Origin of the sequence: Pseudomonas sp. PS01299 (assembly GCF_029960145.1) — a bacterium.
GTDB classification, from domain to species: Bacteria; Pseudomonadota; Gammaproteobacteria; order Pseudomonadales; family Pseudomonadaceae; genus Aquipseudomonas; species Aquipseudomonas putida_A.
In genome coordinates this window covers 1-20836 of record NZ_JASCPO010000099.1, presented here as the reverse complement: position 1 = coordinate 20836, position 20836 = coordinate 1, and the positions used below count along the sequence as shown (strand labels likewise).

Sequence of the window (20836 nt, the reverse complement as noted above, 5' to 3'; positions counted from 1 at the left end):
GGCGTTGGGTCATTCGACACATCTTTGACTGATGCACCGCTTTCGCGAGCAAGCCCGCTCCCACAGGATCGTATTTCAGCGCGGCATATAGCCCAGTTGCCAACGCCGCGGAATGCTCAGGGACAGCACGCCCAGCACCGCCGCCAGCAAGCCGCTGGCGAACAATGCCCGAAGTCCGAAATGATGTTCCAGCACTGCGCCGAGTATCGCGCCGATGAACATCCCGCTCCACGGCACCAGTTGCACCCGCCAGCCATTACGGCGTTCGCCGAGCATCCAGCGCCCCAGTCCACGGCCGAACCGCGACAGCGCTCCGGTCACGTACGTCAGGCCCACTGGCAGGCCATTCACTTCCTCGACCGCCGCGTTGAGCATGCCCATCGCGATGATCGCCGCCAGCAGCGCCGGCAGTTGCGTGTCGTACGGCCATGCCGCCGCCAGGCAAAGCAGGGTGGCGATGCACAGCAACAAGGGCAATGTGCGCCGACCACCGAGGCGCCCGATCACGATCCCCAAGGCATTACCGATCACGAAGGTGACGACGAGGATGATCAGGCGCAAAGTCAGTCCGAGGTCGCCGTCACTGATCGCCACCGCCAGCCGCGTGGTATTACCGCTCATGAAAGAAACGAAATCGCCGCTGGCCATGAAGCCGATCGCGTCGGTCATGCCCGCCAGCACTGACAGGCTGGCCACCAGCGCCAGACCGATGCGCCCGCGCCATTTCTGCCGATGCAGATGCCCGGAGGTGGCGCGGTGAGTCGAAGTGGAGGGCAGCATCGGCGACGATATCCTTCAGCGGCGTTTACGGTTCCAGCCCATACAGATCGCAGTAATCCTTCCAGCTCATGTGCGCCATTTCCGCTACCTCGCGATGCACCTCCATGCGCTGGGCCTGATACTCCTGGGGCGATGCAGCCGTGAGTCGCAAGGTCAGTTCCCAGGCGAACAGCCCCTGATTTTCCGCCTCGGCCTCGAAGGCTTCGTGCAGGCGTTCTTCACGATACTGCGCCGGGGTTTCGCCTTTGGCCTGGGCCAGCAGCGGATTGAGATGATCGAGGGATTCGCGCAGTTCGGGGCGCGCGTCGAGAAACAGTTTCAGGGCTTGTTCATGTCGCTGGTCGGTGGGCGCCATGTGTGTTCCTTGTGAGGCTGATGACCCTAGGGTGCCGGAGCGGCCGTCGCATGTCGCGCTATAAATGCAGTAAAGCAGAACGATTTTGCCTGTTGCGGTGATACAGTCCGCTTTTTTCTGAATGAGCGAATGCAATGCGAATTCTGATGGTAGCGCTGGCCGCGACCGTGCTGGCTGGCTGCGCGGGTTCGGTGATGGACGATTCTCGCACCAAAGCCCCGTACAAGGTTCTGACCTCGGACAAGCCGGAGAAAGTTGTCGCTCAGTGCGTACAGTTCGGCTGGCAGGACGAAGCAGTGTTTGGCGTGGACGCCGGAGCGTATCTGCAACCGGGCAAGAAGGGTGGCTCGACGGTGTACACCCGTTCCGCAGAGTCATTTGTCGACGTGACCAGCGATGCGTCGGGAACCGTGCTCAACTACTACGCACAGAAGGACGATTTTGTTGCCAAACGTCGATTGGCGGCGTTGGCGACCTGCCTCTGATCATGCGTTGAAGCGGCTGCCGTTATCGCCAGCAGGCTGGCTCCCACACTGGATTTGTGTTTGCCACCGATCCTGTAGGAGTGAGCCTGCTCGCGATGAGGCCAATGAATTCAACCGATCAAGCGCTTCTGAAAATAATGCCGGCTATGCCCCGGCGGGTAATCAACGATCTCGCCAAACTGGCTGAATCCCAGCTTCTCGTAGAACGCCGGCGCCTGAAAATCGAAGGTGTCCAGCCAGATGCCCAGGCAGTTCTTCTCCTTGGCCAGATTTTCCGCCATGGCCATCAGTTCCGAGCCGATGCGTTGCCCGCGACCCTGTTCCGGGACGCACAGCAACTCGATGTACATCCACTGGAAGATCACCCGGCCGTACAAACCGCCGAGAATCGCGTCGTGTTCATCGCGCACCAGCAGGGCGAAAGGTTCAGATGTGGAACCACCGGTCCGGGCGTCGTTATACGCAATCAAAGGCTCGAGAATGGCTTTGCGCTGTTCTTCCGTAGGGTTCTGCGACAGCTCGATTCGCAACGTCATGTGCAACTTCCTTGTGAGATGAACCGCCAGCCTATCCTGCCCGGGGAGCGTCTTCCAAGTCCTTCCTCATCCCTTTGGAACCGCCGCTGTCGCGCCGGGGTCTAGCTTTTACAGCGTCATTCCGAACGCGGTTGATGAGGATCCCCCATGAATATTTTCGAAGCCCTTCGCGAAAGCCACGACCGCCAGCGCAGTTACGCCAAAGCCCTGGTCGAAACCAGCGGTGATACTCCGGAGCGGGTTGAGGCCTACAAACAGCTCAAGGCTGAACTTCAGGCCCATGAAACCGCCGAAGAGCGGCACTTCTACATCCCGCTGATGGAGTTCGACAACGGTGTCGACCTCAGTCGCCATGCCATCTCCGAGCACCATGAAATGGACGAGATGATGGAAGAGCTGGACGAGACCGAGATGTCCAGCCCGGCGTGGCTGGCAACGGCGAAGAAGCTCTCCGACAAAGTCCATCATCATCTCAAGGAAGAAGAGCAGAAGTTCTTCCAGATGGCCGGCAAATTGCTCGATGACAAGCAAAAGGAACAGCTCGCTGGCCAGTACGAAAAGGAGTACCAGGCGCAACTGCCATGAGTACTGAATGCCAGTTTTTGCAGTGTCGGCGTGTAGGCCTTTGGCCATGCGTTGGGTGGGTCTTGTCGTAATTGACTGTATATTCATCCAGTGTTTTCGGCGTTTTTGACTTGAGACGCCGATTGACTGCGACAAAACCGCCGATGGACAAAAAAACCACCTCCGTTAGCTTGAAGGCCTCTCCTCGGACAGGAGAGTTCTTAAATCAACGGAGTGAAAAACATGAATCAACCACAAGCTCAAACCCAACTGCGACACGGTCGCGTCACCTCCCCAGCCAGCCGCGGTGCGGTAGCCATCGAGCAAGGATTGCTCGGTGCCTGGCAGGTCAACGAAATGGAAGGCGGCAAGAACTTCCCGGCGCTGACGGCAGGACCTTTTCCTGCTCCCTATGGCAGCGACAGTGACAGTGTCACGCCGCCCGCCGACGGTTACATCCTCAGCGGTGGCAAGACCGATGCCCGTGACTGCGTGAACTTCACCGACGAGGAAATGAGCAAAAAGCTCAATCGTCCGTTCAGCTGGCCACTGCTCAGTGTCACCCCGGGCCAGACACTGGAAGTGAAGTGGGAATACACCGCGCCACACACCACCCGTGGTTATCGCTGGCTGATCACCAAGGATGGCTGGGATCCGAAACAGCGTATTTCCCGTGCACAACTCGAAGCGCAGCCTTTCGCCGAAGACTTCTACACTCAAGTGCCGTATTACAGCTATCCGGGGGAATTGAAGGCCAAGGTCAATCATTCGGTGAAATTGCCGGCCACCAAAAAGGGCCGTCACGTCATCGTGCTGATGTGGATCGTCGCCAACACCGGCAACGCGTTCTATCAGGCGTTCGACGTCGACTTCAAATAACGGCGTTACGCTCAACTCACAGGTTCTGAAGGATTAGAACATGTCAAATATCGACTTCACGCTAGTGCAAAACCAGGCGGCCGACGCGGCCTCGCTGATGCCGAGCATCGCCGGCAAAAAAATACTCATGGGCTTCTGGCACAACTGGCCGGCGGGTCCAAGTGACGGCTATCGTCAGGGCCGCTTCGCCGAAATAGCTCTGGAAGCGGTGCCCAAGGAGTACAACGTGGTCGCGGTGGCGTTCATGAAGGGCAGCGGGATTCCAACCTTCAAGCCGTACAACGTCTCCGATGCCGAGTTCCGGCGTCAGGTCGGCGTGCTCAACAGCCAGGGGCGGGCGGTGCTCTTGTCCCTGGGTGGCGCCGATGCGCACATCGAGTTGCGGGCCGGACAGGAACAACCACTGGCCAATGAGATTATCCGTCTGGTGGAAACCTACGGCTTCGATGGGCTGGACATCGATCTTGAACAGAGCGCGATTGATTTCGCCGCCAACAAGACCGTGCTGCCGGCCGCGCTGAAACTGGTCAAGGATCACTACGCAGGCCAGGGCAAGCACTTCATCATCAGCATGGCCCCGGAGTTTCCGTACCTGACCACCAATGGCAAATACGTCGGTTACCTGCAGGCACTTGAAGGCTATTACGACTTCATCGCGCCGCAGTTCTACAACCAGGGCGGCGACGGGGTCTGGGTGCCGGAAGCCAATAATGGCAATGGTGCATGGATCGCGCAGAACAACGATGCGCTGAAAGAGGACTTCCTCTATTACCTGACCGAAAGTCTGGTGACCGGCACCCGGGGCTTCACCAAAATCCCGGCGGACAAATTCGTCATCGGCCTGCCGGCCAACGTCGATGCGGCTGCCACCGGTTACGTGATCGACAGCACCGCCGTCGGCAATGCGCTCAAACGTCTGGCGATCAAAGGGCTGCCGATCAAGGGCCTGATGACCTGGTCGGTAAACTGGGACAACGGCGTCAGCAAGGATCGCGTGCCGTATGGCTGGGAATTCAGTCGGCGTTATGGACCGCTGATTCACGGAGCGAAAACAGCGGCACAGGAAACGGATGACACGTTGTCGCGCGTCGCCCGTTAGCAGCAATTAAAGAGCCCGGTAGCGCTGCCGGGCTTTTTTGCGTGGGCCAGGCAAACAATGCTCGGGTGTGAGTCATAGCGGAGCGGGTTGCTTATCCGATTGGGACGCGCTCGATACATTGAGTGAATGACTGGACGAGATCCAGCAAGCAGGCAGCCGCCTGATTGATCTGCGTATCGGTAAGCGCCGCGTAGCCAATCAGCACGCCGGGTTTGACCGCGTGACTGCTGGTGAATGCGGATACCGGTTGCAGGCAAAGATTGAAGAGGGCAGCCCGTGCGCAGAATTCTCTTTCATCAATGTCTGTGGGTAACCAGAGCACAAAATGTAATCCGGATTGCTCGCCGGAAATCTGCAGATCAGGGTTTTCTCGCAGCTTTGAGATCAGCAAATCGCGTCGATGTTGATACGTCTGTCGCGAGATGCGCAAATGCCGTACATATTTTCCGGTGCAGAGAAACTGGTTGAGTGCGAGCTGACCCAGTATGCCTGGCGTCTGGCCGGTGTCTTCGATGAGGTTGATGACTTTCTTCTGTAAATGTTTGGGAATGACCATGAAGCCCAGACGAAAGTTGCTGAACAGGGTTTTATTGAAGCTGCCGCAGAAAATCACCCGGTCGTTTGTATCTATTGATTTGATGGCGGGCAGGGGAGCACTGCCATAGTTGTATTCGCTGTCGTAGTCGTCCTCGATGATGATCGCATTGGCTGCGGTCGCCGAGGCCAGCAGAGCCTTGCGGCGTGCCATGCTCATGCAGACACCCAAAGGAGCCTGGTGAGAGGGCGTGACATAAATGGCCTGAACCGGACTGGCGGGTGACAACGCTTCAACGATCAGACCTGCATCGTCCACTGGAATATCGATGATTGTGTTGCCGGAACAATTGAATATCCGCCGGGCCCAGTAATAGCCGGGATCTTCCATGGCAACGACGGCCTCTTTTCCCAATACCCGGCTGATGAGGTCGAGACAGTGCCTGATGCCGTGGGTAATCACGATGTCCTGAGGTGAGCAGTCAATTCCCCGGTAGATCTGGATATGGTCGCAAATGGACTTGCGCAAGTTCTCGTCACCGCCGAGTGACGAGGCCGATACTGCGGTGGCGAGGTCTTTGGCGGAAGGTGTGCATAACGACTTTACATCTTTTTCTTCGAGCAATCCCGGATCGGCCAGTCTGGCAATAAACGGTACATACGGCTGTAAATAAGTAATGGGAGCAGGTGAATCGGATGACCGGTGAGTATCAAGTTCGACTTGCAGTTCCTTAGTTCTGGCGGCGGCGATCAGATTATCCGGCAATGTTGCGCAGACTACCGAGCCGGCACCTCGCTTGCGAATGATGAAACCTTCTTCGCGCAATTGATCGAAAACAGTTTCCAGGGTCCCTCGGGAAACTCCCCATCTTTGCGCAAGCGTACGCGTGGAGGGCAGCGCTTCGCCGGATTGGAGCCGACCGGAGCTGATCAGGTGTTCAAGGAAACGGCACAAAAGCTGATGTTTGGTGGACAGCGAATGTTCGGTCAATTCGAACGGCAAGACTAGGTCGAGGCCAACTGGCCGCTTACCTCTGGTCATAGTGGTACACACCAAAATCCATTTAATGGATCTTCATCTTAGCGCGGCATACAAATACGCTCAACGCCGCTCAAGCTAACGCGTTGAGGGGTGGCGCGCGAGTCATTGGGGTCAAGAGAAACTGGATTGGTATAGGGATATCGTCGGCAATGACTGCTTTTGAAAAACTGTCAACACTCAATAAGACTAATCATCGCGAGCCGCAACTAAAGATTGCGATAGTCGGAGGGGGTGCAACAGCGATTAGTGTAATTGATGCGTTGCAGCGCGACGTTAAGCTGAAAAATATGGATGTTGCAATTACCCTCTATGAGCCTGACAAGAAAATCGGTCCAGGTCGCGCTTATCAAAACGATGGTGATTATGGATTGATTAATCGCCAGGCCCGATTCATGTCCGTGAAAAGTGACGATCCCCGGCACTTTGTAGGATGGGTCACTCATAAATATGGAAGTGCACTGGCGCAACTTGATTTCTTGCCCCGTCACTATTTTGGCGAGTACCTGTCCGATTGTTTTGCCGAGCAAGTGGCGCTGGCGCGCGACCTTAAACGGCCGATTCGGGTGATCGGGCAAAAGGTCACCAGTCTGACAATGCACGATGACAAAGCGGTCGTCGGTGTCGAAAACGGGCCGCAACAAGTGTTCGACCGGGTGATTCTGTGCATCGGTACCGCTGAACCGGCGGATATCTTCTCGTTGGCCTGTTCCCAGAACTACATCGGCAATCCGTATCCGATGTGGACCAAGTTTTCCGCGATTGGCGGCGACGATCAGGTGGCGATCATTGGTTCCAGCCTCTCCGCTGTCGATGCAGTCCTGGCCCTGAATGCCCAGGGACACCGCGGCAAGATCGTCATGCTGTCGCGCAATGCGCTGCTGCCAGCGGTGCGCATGCCGCATCACGACTTCACTTACAAGGTCATCACCCGCGAACGTATCGAAGAGCTGCGTGATGAAGCGGGGATGATCTCCTGGTCGAAATGGCTTGGCCTGATCACCTTCGAACTGACTGCCCAAGGCGTGGATCTGGAGAAGCTCAAGGCTGAACTGGCGCCAGGTCAACTGCCGTTCGAGCGGCTGGAGCGCCATCTTCAAGCATCGGCCCGTGGCGAAAAGTGGCTGTCCATCCTGATTGATATTGCCAACGACTACGTCGAGCTGGCCTGGGACAGCCTGAGTGCGGGCGATCGCAGTTATTACATGGCCAACTATCACTCGATTTTCATGAGCCTGTGCAACCCGATGCCTCCGGCAACGGCCAACAAGTTGCGCAACATGCTCGAATCCGGGCACCTCGTGATTCGTCCTGGCCTGAAGGGCGTGGAACTGAGTCCCGGAGGCGGTTTCGTCCTGAATTACCAGGCAGGCGCCTGTCATGCCGACTGGGTCATTAACGCCACGCGATCTGAAACCGGTGGTGTCGGGCAGACCGGTACCGAACTGGTGTCTTCGATGGTCAACAATGGCGTCGCTCAGCACCATCCGTTTGGTGGCCTGCACGTGTCATTCGGTTCGCACAAGGTCATCGACCGCAGTGGCAAGGCCAGCGACGCTATTTATGCCTTGGGCCAACTGGCTGCCGGTAACCATTACTACACCAGTTCACTGGCCATGATCACACGTCAGATCGATCGGGTTCTGCCGCATTTGCTGACGACTGATCAATACCTCAAGGAGCTTTCTGCGTGAAATCCAGCCGCCCCGGAATCCTGTTACCTGCAGCGTTGTTGTCGGCTGTAATCGTGCCGCAGCTCGGACTCGGCCTGATGACGCCCACCGTTGCAAAACTGGCGGAGGAGTTTCGAGTCCCCCATGAGGCGATTCAGGAAACGTTTGTTGTTTACATGATCGGGTATGCGTTGTCCGTGGTCTTGGCGGGGATTCTTGCCGATCGTATCGGAGCCCGTCGCGTACAGATTTCGGGGTTGCTGATTTGTGCTGCCGGGTGCCTGCTTGCAGCGTTCTCGGACTCCTTTTACCTGTTTGCGGTTGCGCGTTTCATGCAGGCCCTCGGAGGGTGTGTAGGGACCGTAACCACCAGGCTGATCGTGAAATCCGATTATCCGGAAAGCAAGCGCCTGCGAATTCTCACCACCCTTGCCTCGGCGATAGCGCTCACGCCGTGTATCGCACCGTTGCTCGGCGGCATGCTGTTACCTTCGCTGGGATGGCGCTGGATGATGGGCGGCGTGGGGATGTTCAATCTCGCGGCATTGGTGCTTTTCTGGCAGGTCGACACCTCCCCGGGGGCATCGGATTCGACGGGGCGCAGCATCATTACCGTTTATGCCGCCAACTTCAAAAATGCGGATTATCTGGCTTATGCCGCCGGCATCAGTCTGGTGTGGATGAGTTACTTCGTGTTCCTGTCCTGTTCGACTTATGCGTTGCAGACGGAACTGGGCATGTCCAGCCTGGGTTACGGCGCGGTGATCTCCCTGTGCGCCGTCGGTTATGTGATTGGCAGTACGTTGGCGCGAGCATTGAGCGCCAGGTGGGCGTTGAACGAGATCCTGCTGCTTGGAAGCAGGGTAGGCATGGCCGGGTGCATGTTGCTGGGCATTCTGCTGTCGGTGTTTGGCAGTGTGCTGCCGGCGCTGCTGATGCCGATGGTGTTCATTCTGTTGTCGGTCGGGATGGTGATTCCCGCGACTCAGGCCGGGCTATTGAAGAGTGTCAGTCGCGATATCGGTATTTCCTCCGGGCAGTTTTTCTTTTTCCAGATGGCGGCGGGGGCCGGTTACGGTTTGCTGGTCAGTTCCTTTTCCGAACTGGGCGTTCGTGGCCTGGCACTGTTTATCGCCATTCCGATGGTCGTGTTGTTCGTTTTCCTGAATATGTCGCGGGCACTGTCGAAGTCCCCGGAAGAACAGTTGAAGGCAGTCTCTCGGACCTGAGTTTGCTGTTGCTGCGACCCTGATAAAAAAAACAAGGATGTGTAGTCGTGCAGTATCTGAAATCGCTGAAGTTGAACAGTGTGTGTTATGACATTCGTGGCCCGGCACTGGAGCAGGCCAGAAAGATGGAGGAGGACGGCCAGCGCATTCTCAAGTTGAATATCGGCAATCCCGCGCCGTTCGGTTTCGAGGCGCCCGACGAGATACTCCAGGATGTGATCCGTAACTTGCCGACGGCGCAAGGTTACAGTGACTCCAAAGGCTTGTTCAGCGCCCGCAAGGCCGTCATGCAGTACTGTCAGCACAAGCAGATCGAGGGCGTCGGCGTAGACGATATCTACCTGGGCAATGGCGTCTCCGAGCTCATTGTGATGTCACTGCAGGCGCTGCTGAACAACCGCGACGAAGTGCTGGTGCCTGCTCCGGATTATCCGTTGTGGACCGCCGCGGTGAGTCTTGCCGGGGGCAATGCGGTGCACTACAGGTGCGACGAGCAGCAGGACTGGTGGCCGGACCTCGATGACATACGGGCCAAAATCACCCCCAACACCCGAGCGCTGGTGATCATCAACCCCAATAATCCCACCGGTGCGGTGTATCCGCGAGACGTGCTGCTGGGAATGCTGGAGATCGCGCGCCAGCACAATCTGGTGGTGTTCTCCGACGAGATCTACGACAAGATTCTCTACGACGAAGCTGTGCACATCAGCACCGCCTCGCTGGCGCCGGACCTGCTGTGCCTGACCTTCAACGGGTTGTCCAAGTCGTACCGGGTGGCCGGGTTTCGTTCCGGCTGGCTGGTGATTTCCGGGCCGAAGCAGCATGCCGCCGGCTACATCGAAGGCATCGACATGCTGGCGAACATGCGCCTGTGCGCCAACGTTCCGGCCCAGCATGCGATCCAGACCGCGCTGGGGGGTTACCAGAGTATCAATGACCTGGTCTTGCCTCAGGGGCGCCTGCTCGAACAGCGCAACCGGGTGCATGAACTGCTCAACGCTATTCCTGGCGTCAGTTGCGTCAAGCCGATGGGCGCGCTGTACGCATTTCCAAGGATCGATCCGAAAATTTGCCCGATCAAGGATGACGAAAAGTTTGTCCTCGAACTGCTGATGTCGGAAAGGCTGCTGGTGGTTCAGGGAACCGCGTTCAACTGGCCCGCACCCGACCATTTCCGCGTGGTCACGTTGCCGGCACTGCCGGACATCGAAGACGCGATGGCGCGGATTCATCGATTCATCAGCAGCAGGTCAGTCAACAACCTGAGCGTTCGTCGAGTGGCGAATAACGCCCGGGACCTGTGGCCGGTCTTCTGATTCCAGAGGCAGATCAAGTAAGCAAGTTGTCATGCCAGACGTAAGTTCGTGGCAGGTGTGACAGCGCAAAGTGCCAGACGGCTGGATGCCACACTCGGCCATCTCTCTAAGTTGTGCAGCATAAAGGAATGAGTATGCGGAACTTTGATGCGCAGGTTTCTTATCGGGTCATGCTTTCTCAGGATGAGATTAATCATCGTGGGGCCGGTTGGGAAAAAGAGGCCTTGAATGAACTGCAAGAGCGACTTGGAGCAGGGTCCGACTTTCCCTGCATCTTTTCCAAGAATGCATTCAAGAAGTCTTCGATCAGGTTTGTATTTGTCGACACTTTGGATGCTCAAGGGCTGGCGAAACTGGCTGAAGGGTTAAAAGAGTATGTAACGCTTTCCAGAACATGGAGTGGTTCAATCGAGGACGCTTATCCGCTCATCGTGTTCTTTTCAACCGATGCGATATCGGCGAGTACCGCGCAGGAGTATCAGGCCGCCGGGTGGGGCGTGCTGCAGAGCCTGCACTGGCTGGATGAAAGCCCGTGGCCGGACAGCGTCGATGTCGACCCGGAGTCACCGTTCTGGTCGATGTGCTTCGCGGGAATGCAACTGTTTGTGAATATGAGTTCTCCCGCACACAAACTTCGCAAGAGCAGAAACCTCGGGTCGAGATTTGCGCTGGTGATTAATCCGCGTGAACGCTTCGATGTATTTGCCGGCGATACCGTGGGCGGACGTAATGTTCGCGCCAATATTCGCAAACGCATCCTTAAATATGATTCGGTGCCCCACGCCTTGCAATTGGGCGGCTTCGGCTCTGACGCCAAAGAGTGGTGGCAATACGGTTTGATTGAAGAAAATGCAGAGCGCACGGATGTTTGCCCGTTCAAACATTCCAGCCATGAAAATAAAGAGGAAGCCTGATGTTCAAGTTGATTGTATCCAACGGCAGAGTGGCAGACCGCACGGCATTTACCCGTATCGGTGCGTTGAAGGCCGCGTCGGCACTTGAAGCAAAGTACGGTGTAGCGCCGCTGTATATCGGTGACGGCAGATGCGAGCCGGCGGCCGATGACTGGACAGTCAGTCTGCCGGCAGGACGTGAGCAGATCGATTCGCTGCATCGCGCCGTGGCCTGTGCGGTAGAGGAGCAGCAACTCACAGTGGTCATCAACGGCACCTGCCCGGCCAGCCTGGGCAGCGTACCTGCGGTTGCCAGACATTACCCGGACCTTTGTCTGGTGTGGGTCGATGCCCATGGTGACTTCAATATTCCGACGACCACTGACACGGGCTACCTGGGCGGGATGGTGGTGTCGGCATTATGTGGCCTCTGGGACAGCGGCTGTGGCGCCGGCGTGCGTGCGGAGAACGTCATTCTGGTCGGCGCGCGTGACATCGACGGGCAAGAGCAGCGTCTGCTGAGCGCCAATAATGTGCGCACGCTTTCTCCGCAGCAGGCAACCGCCGAAGCGGTGCGTAGCGCGATCGGCCAATCGAAGGTCTGGGTGCACATCGATTGGGACTCTCTTGAGCCTGGCTACGTTCCCGCCGACTACGCAGTGCCTGACGGTCTGCTGCCGCAACAGCTCGCGGCGATCCTGGGAGCAATTCCGCTGGAGCAGATCGTCGGCCTGGAAATCGCCGAGTTCAACGCCTCCTGCGATGCGGCGACGGCACAGCGTGCGACCCAGTGCATCATCGATATCGTTGACCCGCTCCTGTCCAAAGCGTGTCTTGAGGCGAGTGTGTGCCATGCATAAGCCGCCTGCTGCTGCCCGGCTGCGTTTCAGCAAGATGCACGGTGCGGGCAATGACATGATCATTCTCGATCTGCGTGATGCGCAGGATCCGTCGCGCGAATTGTGCAAGTACCTGGCTAACCGCCATAAAGGTATCGGCGCCGATATGGTTCTGGGCGTCAAGGCGGCGCGCAATCCATCGTCCGTAGCCTCGTTCGATATCTGGACGGCGCAGGGCGAATCCTCCCGGCAATGCGGCAACGGCGCGCGGTGTGTCGCCGCATGGCTGGTTCGGGCAGGCTTGACGGAGGCGTCCGAGTTCACCCTCGACAGTCCCTCCGGTACCCACCGGGTCCGGGTCATGGAGGACGGCAACTATCAGATCAGCATGGGCGCACCGAATTTCTCGCCCGCCGCCATCCCGGTGTTCGGCTTCGACCAGGCGCAGTCGGCTTATCAACTCGAACTCGCCGGGCAACACCTGGCGTGTGCGGCGGTATCGATGGGCAACCCGCATGCGGTGATCGAAGCCGAACGTGATCAGTATGAGATTCCAGCTGTCGGCAGCGCCCTGCAAAACTGCGGGTATTTCTCCCCTGACGTCAACGTCGGGTTTGTACAGCTGCAATCGCGCAACAGGATAAAACTCAAGGTCTACGAATTCGGCGCAGGCGAGACGCTGGCCTGCGGCAGCGGTGCCTGCGCGGCGGTCGCGGTGCTGGCGCGGGCCGGGCGGGTCGACCGCTCGGTCGATGTCGAACTGCCCGGCGGAACCCTTGAAGTGACATGGGAGAGTGACTTGTCCGCGATGTACCTCTCCGGCCCTGCTGAATTCGTATTTGATGGAGAACTCGCTCATGCCGTTGTATGAAAGCATTCTGGACACGATCGGCCGTACGCCAATCGTCAAGCTGCAAAGGCTCGCCCCGGAACACGTCAGCATTTATGTGAAGGTCGAGTCGTTCAACCCAGGTGGTTCGGTCAAGGACCGGCTGGCGCTGGCGGTGGTACTCGACGCCGAAGCCAGAGGCCTGTTGAAGCCTGGCGATACGATCGCCGAATGCACCTCCGGCAACGTCGGCATTGCGTTGGCGATGGTTGCCGCGGCGCGCGGCTATAACTTTGTGGCGATCATGTCCGACAGTTACTCGATCGAACGGCGCAAGCTGATTCGTGCCTATGGCGGCAAGGTTCTGCTGTTTCCTGCTCACCTGGGCAGCAGCGGCGGCAACCAGATTGCCGATGAACTGGCGCAGAAGTTTGGCTGGTTCAGATCGCGACAATTCGATAACCCGGCCAACCCTTCCTATCACCGCGAAACCACCGCCACCGAAATCCTCGGTGATTTTGCCGGTAAACGCCTGGACTACTTTGTCACCGGTTTCGGCACCAGCGGCACACTGACCGGCGTTGGCCAGATGCTGCGAGTCGCGCGACCTGCGGTGCAGATCGTTGCCGCAGAACCGGAAAATGCTGCGTTGCTGTCGGGCGGCGCCTGGGGCGTGCACCAGATTCAGGGACTCGCGCCCAACTTCACGCCGACCATCATGGACAAGACCGTCATCGATAAAGTCCTGACCGTGAACGAGTACGAAGCACGTGACACTTCGCAGCGCCTGGCCAGGGAAGAGGGGATCTTCGTCGGCATTTCTTCGGGCGCTTCGGTCGCCGCAGCGTTGAAGGTTGCCGAGACCGCAGCGGCCGGTTCGGTGCTGCTGGCCATGTTGCCGGATACCGGTGAACGTTATCTCTCGACGTTCCTGATGGACGGCATCGCCGAAGGTTCCGACGATGACTGGTTGCAGTCGCTCGAGCCGTAACAGGCAACCGGTTACTTGGCGAAGCAGGCGCTCTAAGGGATTAGCATCATGGTGGAAACTCTTCCGGCAGCAGATTACATCGAGTTCGCGCGCCCGTTTCCAATGCATCGTGGAGGTGTACTGGAAGATTTCAGGCTGACGTATGAGACGTTCGGGCAACTGAATGATCGTCGCGACAACATCGTCCTGGTGCTGCCCGGCATGTCCGCCAACAGCCACGTCTGCAGTGTCGCCCGCGATCCTGAGGCGGGCTGGTGGGAGGACTTTGCCGGTTCAGGCAAGCCGATCGATACAGACCGCTGGTATGTGATCTGTTTCAACTATCTGGGGGGTTGCAAGGGCTCGACGGGGCCGCTGTCCACCGAGCGGGCGAGTGGCAGGCCTTACCAGTCGCGCTTTCCCGAGCTGAGCATCGAAGACATCGTCGACACGATCGTCATGGCCGTGAAAGCGCTGGGCATGGCGCAAGTGACCTGCCTGATCGGCGCTTCGATGGGGGGCATGTGTGCGCTGGCCCTGTTGACCCGGCATCCGGGGTTTGTCCGGCATCACATCAACCTGTGCGGCGCGGCCAGTTCGCTTCCCGTGTCCACGGCCTTGCGTTCATTGCAGCGGGAAGCCATCCGCAGTGATCCGCTGTGGGCCGGTGGCGAGTATTCGCCGGATGCGCGCCCGATCCATGGCATGACGCTGGCTCGCAAGATCGGCCTGTTGAGTTATCGCTCCGGCGCGCAATTGAATCGCCGTTTCAGCCGCAGCGATCAGGCGGCGGGGAAATCCGCCGGCATGATCCACGACTTTGAAGTCGAGGATTATCTGCAGGCCAATGCCTGGCGATTCGCACGGGATTTCGACCCCAACAGTTATCTGCAGTTAAGCCGCGCGATTGATCTTTATGCCTGTCTGACGCCGCCGCAGGGCGGTTTTCAGACTGCCGGGCTGGAGCAGGTTCTGGTGGTCGGCGTCGAGAGCGACACGCTGTTTCCTGTTGCGCAACAGCAGCACATCGCTCAAGGGCTCGAGCAGGATGGTGCCGAGGTGACCTTTGTCCGGCTCGATTGCCCGGACGGCCACGACGCCTTTCTGACCGATCTGCGGGCGTTCGGGCCGCTGCTGGAACATTTCATGAATCGTATTGGTTCCGTCCTTCCTGCGGGCAGGGCGGAGCGTTGTCTGGAGTTGCACGATGAACGATTTTGACAAGGTTGCATTGGTGACCGGTGCCAACCGTGGCATCGGTTTTGAGGTGGCGCGACAACTGGCCGCCGAGGGCGTGACGGTGGTGCTCAGTGGCAGGAATTATCAGGCTGTCGCTCAGGCGGCCGACGAGTTGGTCGGCATGGGCCTGAAGGCGTTCCCGTGCCTGCTGGATGTCACGGATGAAGACAGCATCGCCTCGGCGGTCAAATTGCTGGAGGCGAAGTTCGGCCGACTGGATATCCTGATCAATAACGCTGCGATCCGTATCGAATCCTACGGGTTGAACCCTTCGCAACAACCACTTCAACAGTGGCGCCAGACGTTTGAAACCAACCTGTTCGGCATGGTCGCGGTGACCCAGCATTGTCTGCCGCTGATTCGTCAATCTGCGGCCGGACGCATCGTCAACGTATCCAGTCTGCTGGCATCGCTCACCACCCATACGGACGTCGATTCTTACGCCTATTCACCGATGTTCAAATCCTTGCCGGGCTACAGCGCCAGTAAAAGCGGGGTGAATTCGTGGACGGTTCATCTGGCTTACGAGCTTCGCGACACGCCCGTCAAGGTCAATGCCGTGCACCCCGGTTATACCAAAACCGGCATGAATGACGGCGCCGGTGATCTCGATGTGCAGGAAGGCGCGCGGACCAGTGTCGCTCTGGCATTGATCGGTGCCGATGGCCCCACGGGCACTTACCGCCATCAGGACCGCGTGATTCCCTGGTGAGTCGTCGCTGTTTTTCTGCTTCCAACTGTTCAGTAGAAAGGATTCTTCATGATTAAGCTTGCACTCGTCACCGATAAGCCGAACCTGCACATTGACTACGACATGCCGCCATTGCTTGAAGCCTGCAAGCAACTGTCGATCAACGCCGATGTGTGCTTCTGGGACGATCCGTCAATCGATTGGGCGGCGTATACCGCCGTATTGATCCGTTCACCGTGGGACTGCATTGAAAGCCTCGACGAATTCTTTGCCTGGTGCGACAAGGTGCATGCACTGACCTGCCTGTTGAACGTGCCGTCCGTGGCCCGGTGGGGCTTGAACAAGTTGTACCTGAAGGACATTGCTGCGCGCGGCGTGCCGATTATTCCGAGTGTGTTCCTGGCGCCCGACGACGCTCCCGAGGGTTATCTGGCTGACTTCCTCGACGCGAACACCGACAGCCACGAATTTGTCGTCAAACCGACGATCGGCTCGTATTCGCGCGGAGTGAAAAGATTTGTCCGCGGCGGTTCCGAGGCCGCGCTGGCGCACATTCGCGCGCTGCAAAAGCGCGGTTCGCACGTGATCATCCAGCCGTACATCACCACCATCGACACTTACGGCGAGACGGACCTGACCTTCTTCGATAACACCTTCAGCCATTCCATCCGCAAGGGCGCCATGCTCATGGCGGACGGTACGGTGAATGTGCCGACCCCCGAATTTCGCCAGCCGCGCGAGGCGGATGCCGAGGAGCAGGCGGTGGCGCTATCGGCGCTGGTGGCTTCTGCCGAGGTGCTCGGGCTTGAGCTGCCGTTGCTCTACGGCCGGGTCGACGTGATCCGCGACTATGACGGTCGGCCGATGATCATGGAAATGGAGATCTGCGAGCCTTCGCTCAACCTGCCGTTTCGCGCCGACAGTGCGATGAACCTGATCAAAGGCGTGCTCAAGCGCATCGACCGGCACCTGGTCGATCTCTGACACCCTCCGCGAACACCAGTAAACAGGCCCGACAGCATTGCCGGGCTTTTTTTGTGCGCGCGATTATTCGACTATGGGCGTTTTCCGATGGCACAAGGAACAGGCGTCATGACCAAGACAGCCGAGCGGGTCAACATTGTCGATACTCAGGTGTTGTCCCACGACTGGTATCTGTTGCAGAAAATCACCTTCGACTATCTGCGCAACAACGGTGACTGGCAGCGGCAGACTCGCGAAGTCTACGACCGTGGCAATGGCGCGGCGATTCTGTTGTTCAACCGCGAAAAGCGCACGGTGGTGCTGACCCGCCAATTTCGCTTGCCGGTGTTCGTCAACGGCCACGACGGCTTGTTGATCGAAGTGGCGGCGGGGCTGCTGGAAGGTGCGGCGCCGGAACAGCGGATCCGCGACGAGGCCGAAGAGGAAACCGGTTACCGCGTGCATGAGGTGAAGAAGGTCTTCGAGGCCTACATGAGCCCCGGCTCGGTGACCGAGAAACTGCACTTTTTTATCGCCGAATACGACGCGAAGTCGAAGGTCAGCGAGGGCGGCGGCCTGGAAGAGGAAACCGAAGAACTGGAAGTGCTGGAGTGGCGCTTCGATGAGGCACTGGCGGCGTTTCAGCGCGGCGAGATCTGCGACGCCAAGACCATCATGCTGCTGCAATACGCGGCGATGAATAATCTTTTCGACAGATGATTCAACGCCAATCCATTGTGGCGAGGGAGCTTGCTCCCGCTGGGCTGCGCAGCGGCCCCAGGTTTTTGCCCGTGCTGCGCACTGGAGCGGGAGCAAGCGCCCTCGCTACACAATGGCATTTACGGGGTTAAAACAGGTCCCCTGTTCTACCGACATCAGACCAGTCCCCGCCCTCCAGCGTCAGCAACCGCTCCTTGGCCTCAAGCCCACCCGCAAACCCGGTCAACTTCCCCGACGCGCCGATCACCCGATGACACGGCGCCACAATCGAGATCGGGTTACGCCCGTTAGCCGCGCCCACCGCACGCACCGCCGTCGGGTTGCCGATCTGCTCGGCGATCTGGCTGTAGGTGCGGGTTTGGCCAAACGGAATGGTCAGCAGCGCCGCCCAGACCTTCTTCTGAAATTCGGTGCCGACAAAATCCAGTTCCAGGTCGAAGCGATCACGCTTGCCGGCAAAATATTCCTCAAGCTGCTGCGCGGTTCGCTGCAGCAGCGGATTGTCCGGCGCTTCGCTCATCGGACCGAGGCGCACCCGGCCCGGTTTGTCGTTTTCCCAGAGGATGGCCGCCAGTCGTGAGCCGTTCGCCACCAGCTTCAATTCGCCGACCGGTGAGGGCAGGGTGATGAACGTGTACGACATGGGCAGAACTCCGGATCGGTACGGCGAGAGCGCCCAGCATACTGCCTGAGCGGGGAGGCGCAAATCGCAATAGCGACCATACTGCTTGGTGCTTTTGCTGCGTTCCCCTCTGTTCTGCACAGAACCCGAAAACAAAAAAGAGATCGACTCATGAAGTACGAACCTTTGGCCAAAACGCTGATTGCGACGTCACTGGCACTGAGCTGCCTCATGGCCCACGCCGCTTCCGTAGCACCGGTTGCCGCCGAAAACGGCATGGTGGTCACCGCTCAACACTTGGCCTCGCATGTCGGTGTCGATGTGTTGAAAAACGGCGGTAACGCGGTGGATGCGGCGGTCGCTGTGGGCTATGCGCTGGCGGTGGTGTATCCCGCCGCAGGCAACCTCGGCGGTGGCGGTTTCATGACCATTCAACTGGCGGACGGGCGCAAGACCTTCCTCGACTTCCGCGAAAAAGCTCCGCTGGCGGCGACTGCCAACATGTACCTGGACAAGGACGGCAACGTCGTCCCGGATCTGAGCACTCGTGGTCACCTCGCCGTGGCGGTGCCGGGCACCGTGTCGGGCATGGAGCTGGCGCTGAGCAAGTACGGCACCAAACCGCGCAAGGACATGATCGCCCCGGCGATCAAACTGGCGGAAGACGGCTTCGAGCTGGAGCAGGGCGACGTCGATCTGTTGGACTACGCCACCGATGTGTTCAAAAAGGACATGCGTGATTCCGGCTCGATCTTCCTGCACAACGGCGAGCCGATGCAGGTCGGGCAGAAGCTGGTGCAGAAGGATCTGGCGAAGACCCTGCGCACCATTTCCGAAAAAGGCGCTGACGGTTTCTATAAAGGCTGGGTGGCCGACGCCATCGTTACGTCCAGTCAGGCCAACAAGGGCATCATCACCCAGGCCGACCTCGACAAATACAAGACCCGCGAACTGGCCCCGGTGGAGTGCGATTACCGTGGCTACCATGTGGTCTCGGCGCCACCGCCAAGCTCCGGCGGGGTGGTGATCTGCGAGATCATGAACATTCTTGAAGGCTATCCGATGAAGGATCTGGGCTTCCATTCGGCCCAAGGCATGCACTACCAGATCGAAGCGATGCGTCACGCTTACGTGGACCGCAACAGCTATCTGGGTGACCCGGATTTTGTGAAGAACCCGATCGAGCATCTGCTGGACAAGAACTACGCGACCAAGCTGCGCAACGCGATCCAGCCGCAGAAGGCCGGGATCTCCGCCGAGCTGAAACCCGGCGTCGCCCCGCATGAGGGCAACAACACCACGCACTATTCGATCGTCGACAAGTGGGGCAACGCAGTGTCGGTGACCTACACCCTCAACGACTGGTTCGGCGCCGGGGTGATGGCGAGCAAGACCGGGGTGATCCTAAACGACGAGATGGACGACTTCACCTCCAAGGTCGGTGTGCCGAACATGTACGGTCTGGTGCAGGGCGAGGCCAATGCCATCGCTCCGGGCAAAACCCCGCTGTCGTCGATGAGCCCGACCATCGTCACCAAGGACGGCAAAGTGGTGATGGTGGTTGGTACGCCGGGTGGCAGTCGGATCATCACCGCGACCTTGCTGACCATGCTCAACGTCATCGACTACGGCATGGGCCTGCAGGAAGCGGTCGACGCGCCACGCTTCCACCAGCAATGGATGCCCGAGCAGACCAACCTCGAAGACTACGCCGCCAGTCCCGACACGAAGAAAATCCTCGAAAGCTGGGGCCACAAATTTGCCGGGCCGCAGGATGCCAACCACATCGCCGCGATCTTGGTCGGCGCGCCGTCGCTGGGCGGTAAACCGGTGGGCAAAAACCGTTTCTACGGGGCCAACGATCCACGGCGTAACACCGGGTTGTCATTGGGTTATTGAGCGGCGTAAAAAGGGCGGCGGGGCTTGGCTCCGCCCCCTGTCTCAAGGATCGATCAAGGAAGGCCCATCATGTCTAGCGCATTGCTGATCATCGACGTCCAACAGGCTCTCTGCTCAGGCGAGTATCAGTGCTTCGACATCCACCGTGTGATCGACACCATTAACCAGCTCAGCACGCGTGCGCGCAAGACTGGCGTGCCGGTGGTGCTGATACAGCATGAAGAAAAGGACAGTTCTTTGGCCTACAGTGCCGAAGGCTGGCAACTCGCCGACGGCCTGCTGACGACGGAGCAAGACCTGCGCGTACGCAAAACCACCCCGGATTCGTTCTATCAGACCGAGCTGGGCAAACTGCTACCCAGCGAAGACTTCGAACGCCTGATCATTTGAGGCCTGCAGACCGACTACTGCGTCAACGCCACCGTGTGCAAGGCTCATCAGTTGGGTTACGACGTGGTGCTTGTGGCAGACGCCCATTCCACCCTCGACAACGGCACCATGAGCGCCGAAGACATCATCGCCGAACACAACAAGGATCTGGCGCACCTGACGGGCGCCACGGCCCGGGTCGACGTCAAACCCGCAGCCGAGATCACTTTCTAAAACCAGCGCATACCCCTGTGGGAGCGGGCTTGCTCGCGAAAGCGGTGGGCCTGTGACGCATGTGTGGGCTGACCCGGCG

At 58.6% G+C, this 20836-nt stretch carries 19 protein-coding genes and 3 pseudogenes; 17 read left to right on the top strand and 5 right to left on the bottom strand.

Annotation, left to right across the window (positions count from 1 at the left end; all coding sequences use genetic code 11):
- Nucleotides 1-75: 75 nt before the first annotated feature.
- Together QMX91_RS17855 and QMX91_RS17850 are read right to left on the bottom strand one after the other, a co-directional pair.
- Nucleotides 76-780: a YoaK family protein gene (locus QMX91_RS17855; protein WP_027614683.1), complete on the bottom strand. Its 705-nt coding sequence runs from the start codon at nt 778-780 to the stop codon at nt 76-78.
- Nucleotides 781-805: 25 nt separating this feature from the next.
- The gene (locus QMX91_RS17850; protein WP_135296916.1) at nt 806-1135 is read right to left on the bottom strand and encodes a DUF6388 family protein; all 330 of its coding nucleotides are present in this window, start codon (nt 1133-1135) and stop codon (nt 806-808) included.
- 134 nt (nt 1136-1269) lie between these two features.
- Here QMX91_RS17850 and QMX91_RS17845 point away from each other — a divergent pair, with 134 nt between their 5' ends.
- Nucleotides 1270-1620 (top strand): hypothetical protein, encoded by a 351-nt coding sequence (locus QMX91_RS17845; RefSeq protein WP_047601654.1) that lies wholly within the window; start codon nt 1270-1272, stop codon nt 1618-1620.
- Nucleotides 1621-1730: 110 nt separating this feature from the next.
- On the opposite strand, the gene QMX91_RS17840 is transcribed toward QMX91_RS17845, so the two are convergent.
- The gene (locus QMX91_RS17840; RefSeq protein WP_098968166.1) at nt 1731-2156 is read right to left on the bottom strand and encodes a GNAT family N-acetyltransferase; all 426 of its coding nucleotides are present in this window, start codon (nt 2154-2156) and stop codon (nt 1731-1733) included.
- 147 nt (nt 2157-2303) lie between these two features.
- Between QMX91_RS17840 and QMX91_RS17835 the strand changes: the two genes are divergently transcribed.
- The 3 genes and pseudogenes from QMX91_RS17835 to QMX91_RS17825 all read left to right on the top strand — a co-directional run.
- A complete protein-coding gene (locus QMX91_RS17835; RefSeq protein WP_027614687.1) occupies nt 2304-2741 on the top strand; it encodes a hemerythrin domain-containing protein in 438 nt (145 codons plus the stop codon).
- A gap of 222 nt (nt 2742-2963) precedes the next feature.
- A complete protein-coding gene (locus QMX91_RS17830; RefSeq protein WP_027614688.1) occupies nt 2964-3599 on the top strand; it encodes a lytic polysaccharide monooxygenase auxiliary activity family 9 protein in 636 nt (211 codons plus the stop codon).
- 40 nt (nt 3600-3639) lie between these two features.
- Nucleotides 3640-4641, top strand: a pseudogene (locus QMX91_RS17825) (chitinase); the annotation flags it as partial.
- 148 nt (nt 4642-4789) lie between these two features.
- Here QMX91_RS17825 and QMX91_RS17820 read toward each other — a convergent pair.
- Nucleotides 4790-6235 carry a PLP-dependent aminotransferase family protein gene (locus QMX91_RS17820; protein WP_167734116.1) on the bottom strand — a complete coding sequence of 482 codons (1446 nt, stop codon included), beginning with the start codon at nt 6233-6235 and terminating at the stop codon, nt 4790-4792.
- Between the two features lie 188 nt (nt 6236-6423).
- On the opposite strand from QMX91_RS17820, the gene QMX91_RS17815 reads away from it, so the two are divergent.
- From QMX91_RS17815 to QMX91_RS17765, 11 genes and pseudogenes are all read left to right on the top strand, one after another.
- A complete protein-coding gene (locus QMX91_RS17815; RefSeq protein ID WP_081730309.1) occupies nt 6424-7965 on the top strand; it encodes an FAD/NAD(P)-binding protein in 1542 nt (513 codons plus the stop codon).
- Nucleotides 7962-9173, top strand: a complete 1212-nt coding sequence (locus QMX91_RS17810; RefSeq protein ID WP_282413121.1) for an MFS transporter — start codon at nt 7962-7964, stop codon at nt 9171-9173. Before QMX91_RS17815 ends, QMX91_RS17810 begins: the two co-directional genes overlap by 4 nt.
- Nucleotides 9174-9220: 47 nt before the next feature.
- A pseudogene (locus QMX91_RS17805) lies at nt 9221-10414 on the top strand (pyridoxal phosphate-dependent aminotransferase); the annotation flags it as partial.
- Nucleotides 10415-10623: 209 nt separating this feature from the next.
- Nucleotides 10624-11403, top strand: a complete 780-nt coding sequence (locus tag QMX91_RS17800; protein WP_282413120.1) for a YqcI/YcgG family protein — start codon at nt 10624-10626, stop codon at nt 11401-11403.
- Nucleotides 11403-12242, top strand: a complete 840-nt coding sequence (locus QMX91_RS17795) for an arginase family protein (RefSeq protein WP_210557691.1) — start codon at nt 11403-11405, stop codon at nt 12240-12242. Before QMX91_RS17800 ends, QMX91_RS17795 begins: the two co-directional genes overlap by 1 nt.
- Entirely contained in the window at nt 12235-13092 is an 858-nt protein-coding gene (dapF, locus tag QMX91_RS17790) for a diaminopimelate epimerase (RefSeq protein ID WP_282413119.1), read from the top strand. Before QMX91_RS17795 ends, dapF begins: the two co-directional genes overlap by 8 nt.
- Complete coding sequence (cysK, locus tag QMX91_RS17785) at nt 13079-14041, top strand: cysteine synthase A (RefSeq protein ID WP_282413118.1); 963 nt, start codon at nt 13079-13081, stop codon at nt 14039-14041. The genes dapF and cysK overlap by 14 nt, the downstream gene beginning before the upstream one ends.
- Before the next feature lie 48 nt (nt 14042-14089).
- A complete protein-coding gene (locus QMX91_RS17780) occupies nt 14090-15241 on the top strand; it encodes a homoserine O-acetyltransferase (RefSeq protein WP_282413117.1) in 1152 nt (383 codons plus the stop codon).
- On the top strand, nt 15228-15971 hold the full coding sequence (locus QMX91_RS17775) for an SDR family oxidoreductase (RefSeq protein WP_027614694.1): 744 nt from the start codon (nt 15228-15230) through the stop codon (nt 15969-15971). The genes QMX91_RS17780 and QMX91_RS17775 overlap by 14 nt, the downstream gene beginning before the upstream one ends.
- Before the next feature lie 48 nt (nt 15972-16019).
- Nucleotides 16020-16934 carry a hypothetical protein gene (locus QMX91_RS17770; protein ID WP_098968172.1) on the top strand — a complete coding sequence of 305 codons (915 nt, stop codon included), beginning with the start codon at nt 16020-16022 and terminating at the stop codon, nt 16932-16934.
- A 108-nt stretch (nt 16935-17042) separates the two neighbouring features.
- Nucleotides 17043-17633 (top strand): NUDIX domain-containing protein, encoded by a 591-nt coding sequence (locus tag QMX91_RS17765; protein ID WP_282413116.1) that lies wholly within the window; start codon nt 17043-17045, stop codon nt 17631-17633.
- A 127-nt stretch (nt 17634-17760) separates the two neighbouring features.
- Here QMX91_RS17765 and QMX91_RS17760 read toward each other — a convergent pair whose 3' ends face one another.
- Nucleotides 17761-18276 carry a methylated-DNA--[protein]-cysteine S-methyltransferase gene (locus tag QMX91_RS17760; protein WP_225138534.1) on the bottom strand — a complete coding sequence of 172 codons (516 nt, stop codon included), beginning with the start codon at nt 18274-18276 and terminating at the stop codon, nt 17761-17763.
- A gap of 150 nt (nt 18277-18426) precedes the next feature.
- On the opposite strand from QMX91_RS17760, the gene ggt reads away from it, so the two are divergent.
- Nucleotides 18427-20154: a gamma-glutamyltransferase gene (ggt, locus tag QMX91_RS17755; protein ID WP_134786020.1), complete on the top strand. Its 1728-nt coding sequence runs from the start codon at nt 18427-18429 to the stop codon at nt 20152-20154.
- A gap of 69 nt (nt 20155-20223) precedes the next feature.
- A pseudogene (locus QMX91_RS17750) lies at nt 20224-20757 on the top strand (cysteine hydrolase family protein).
- Nucleotides 20758-20836: the final 79 nt, after the last annotated feature.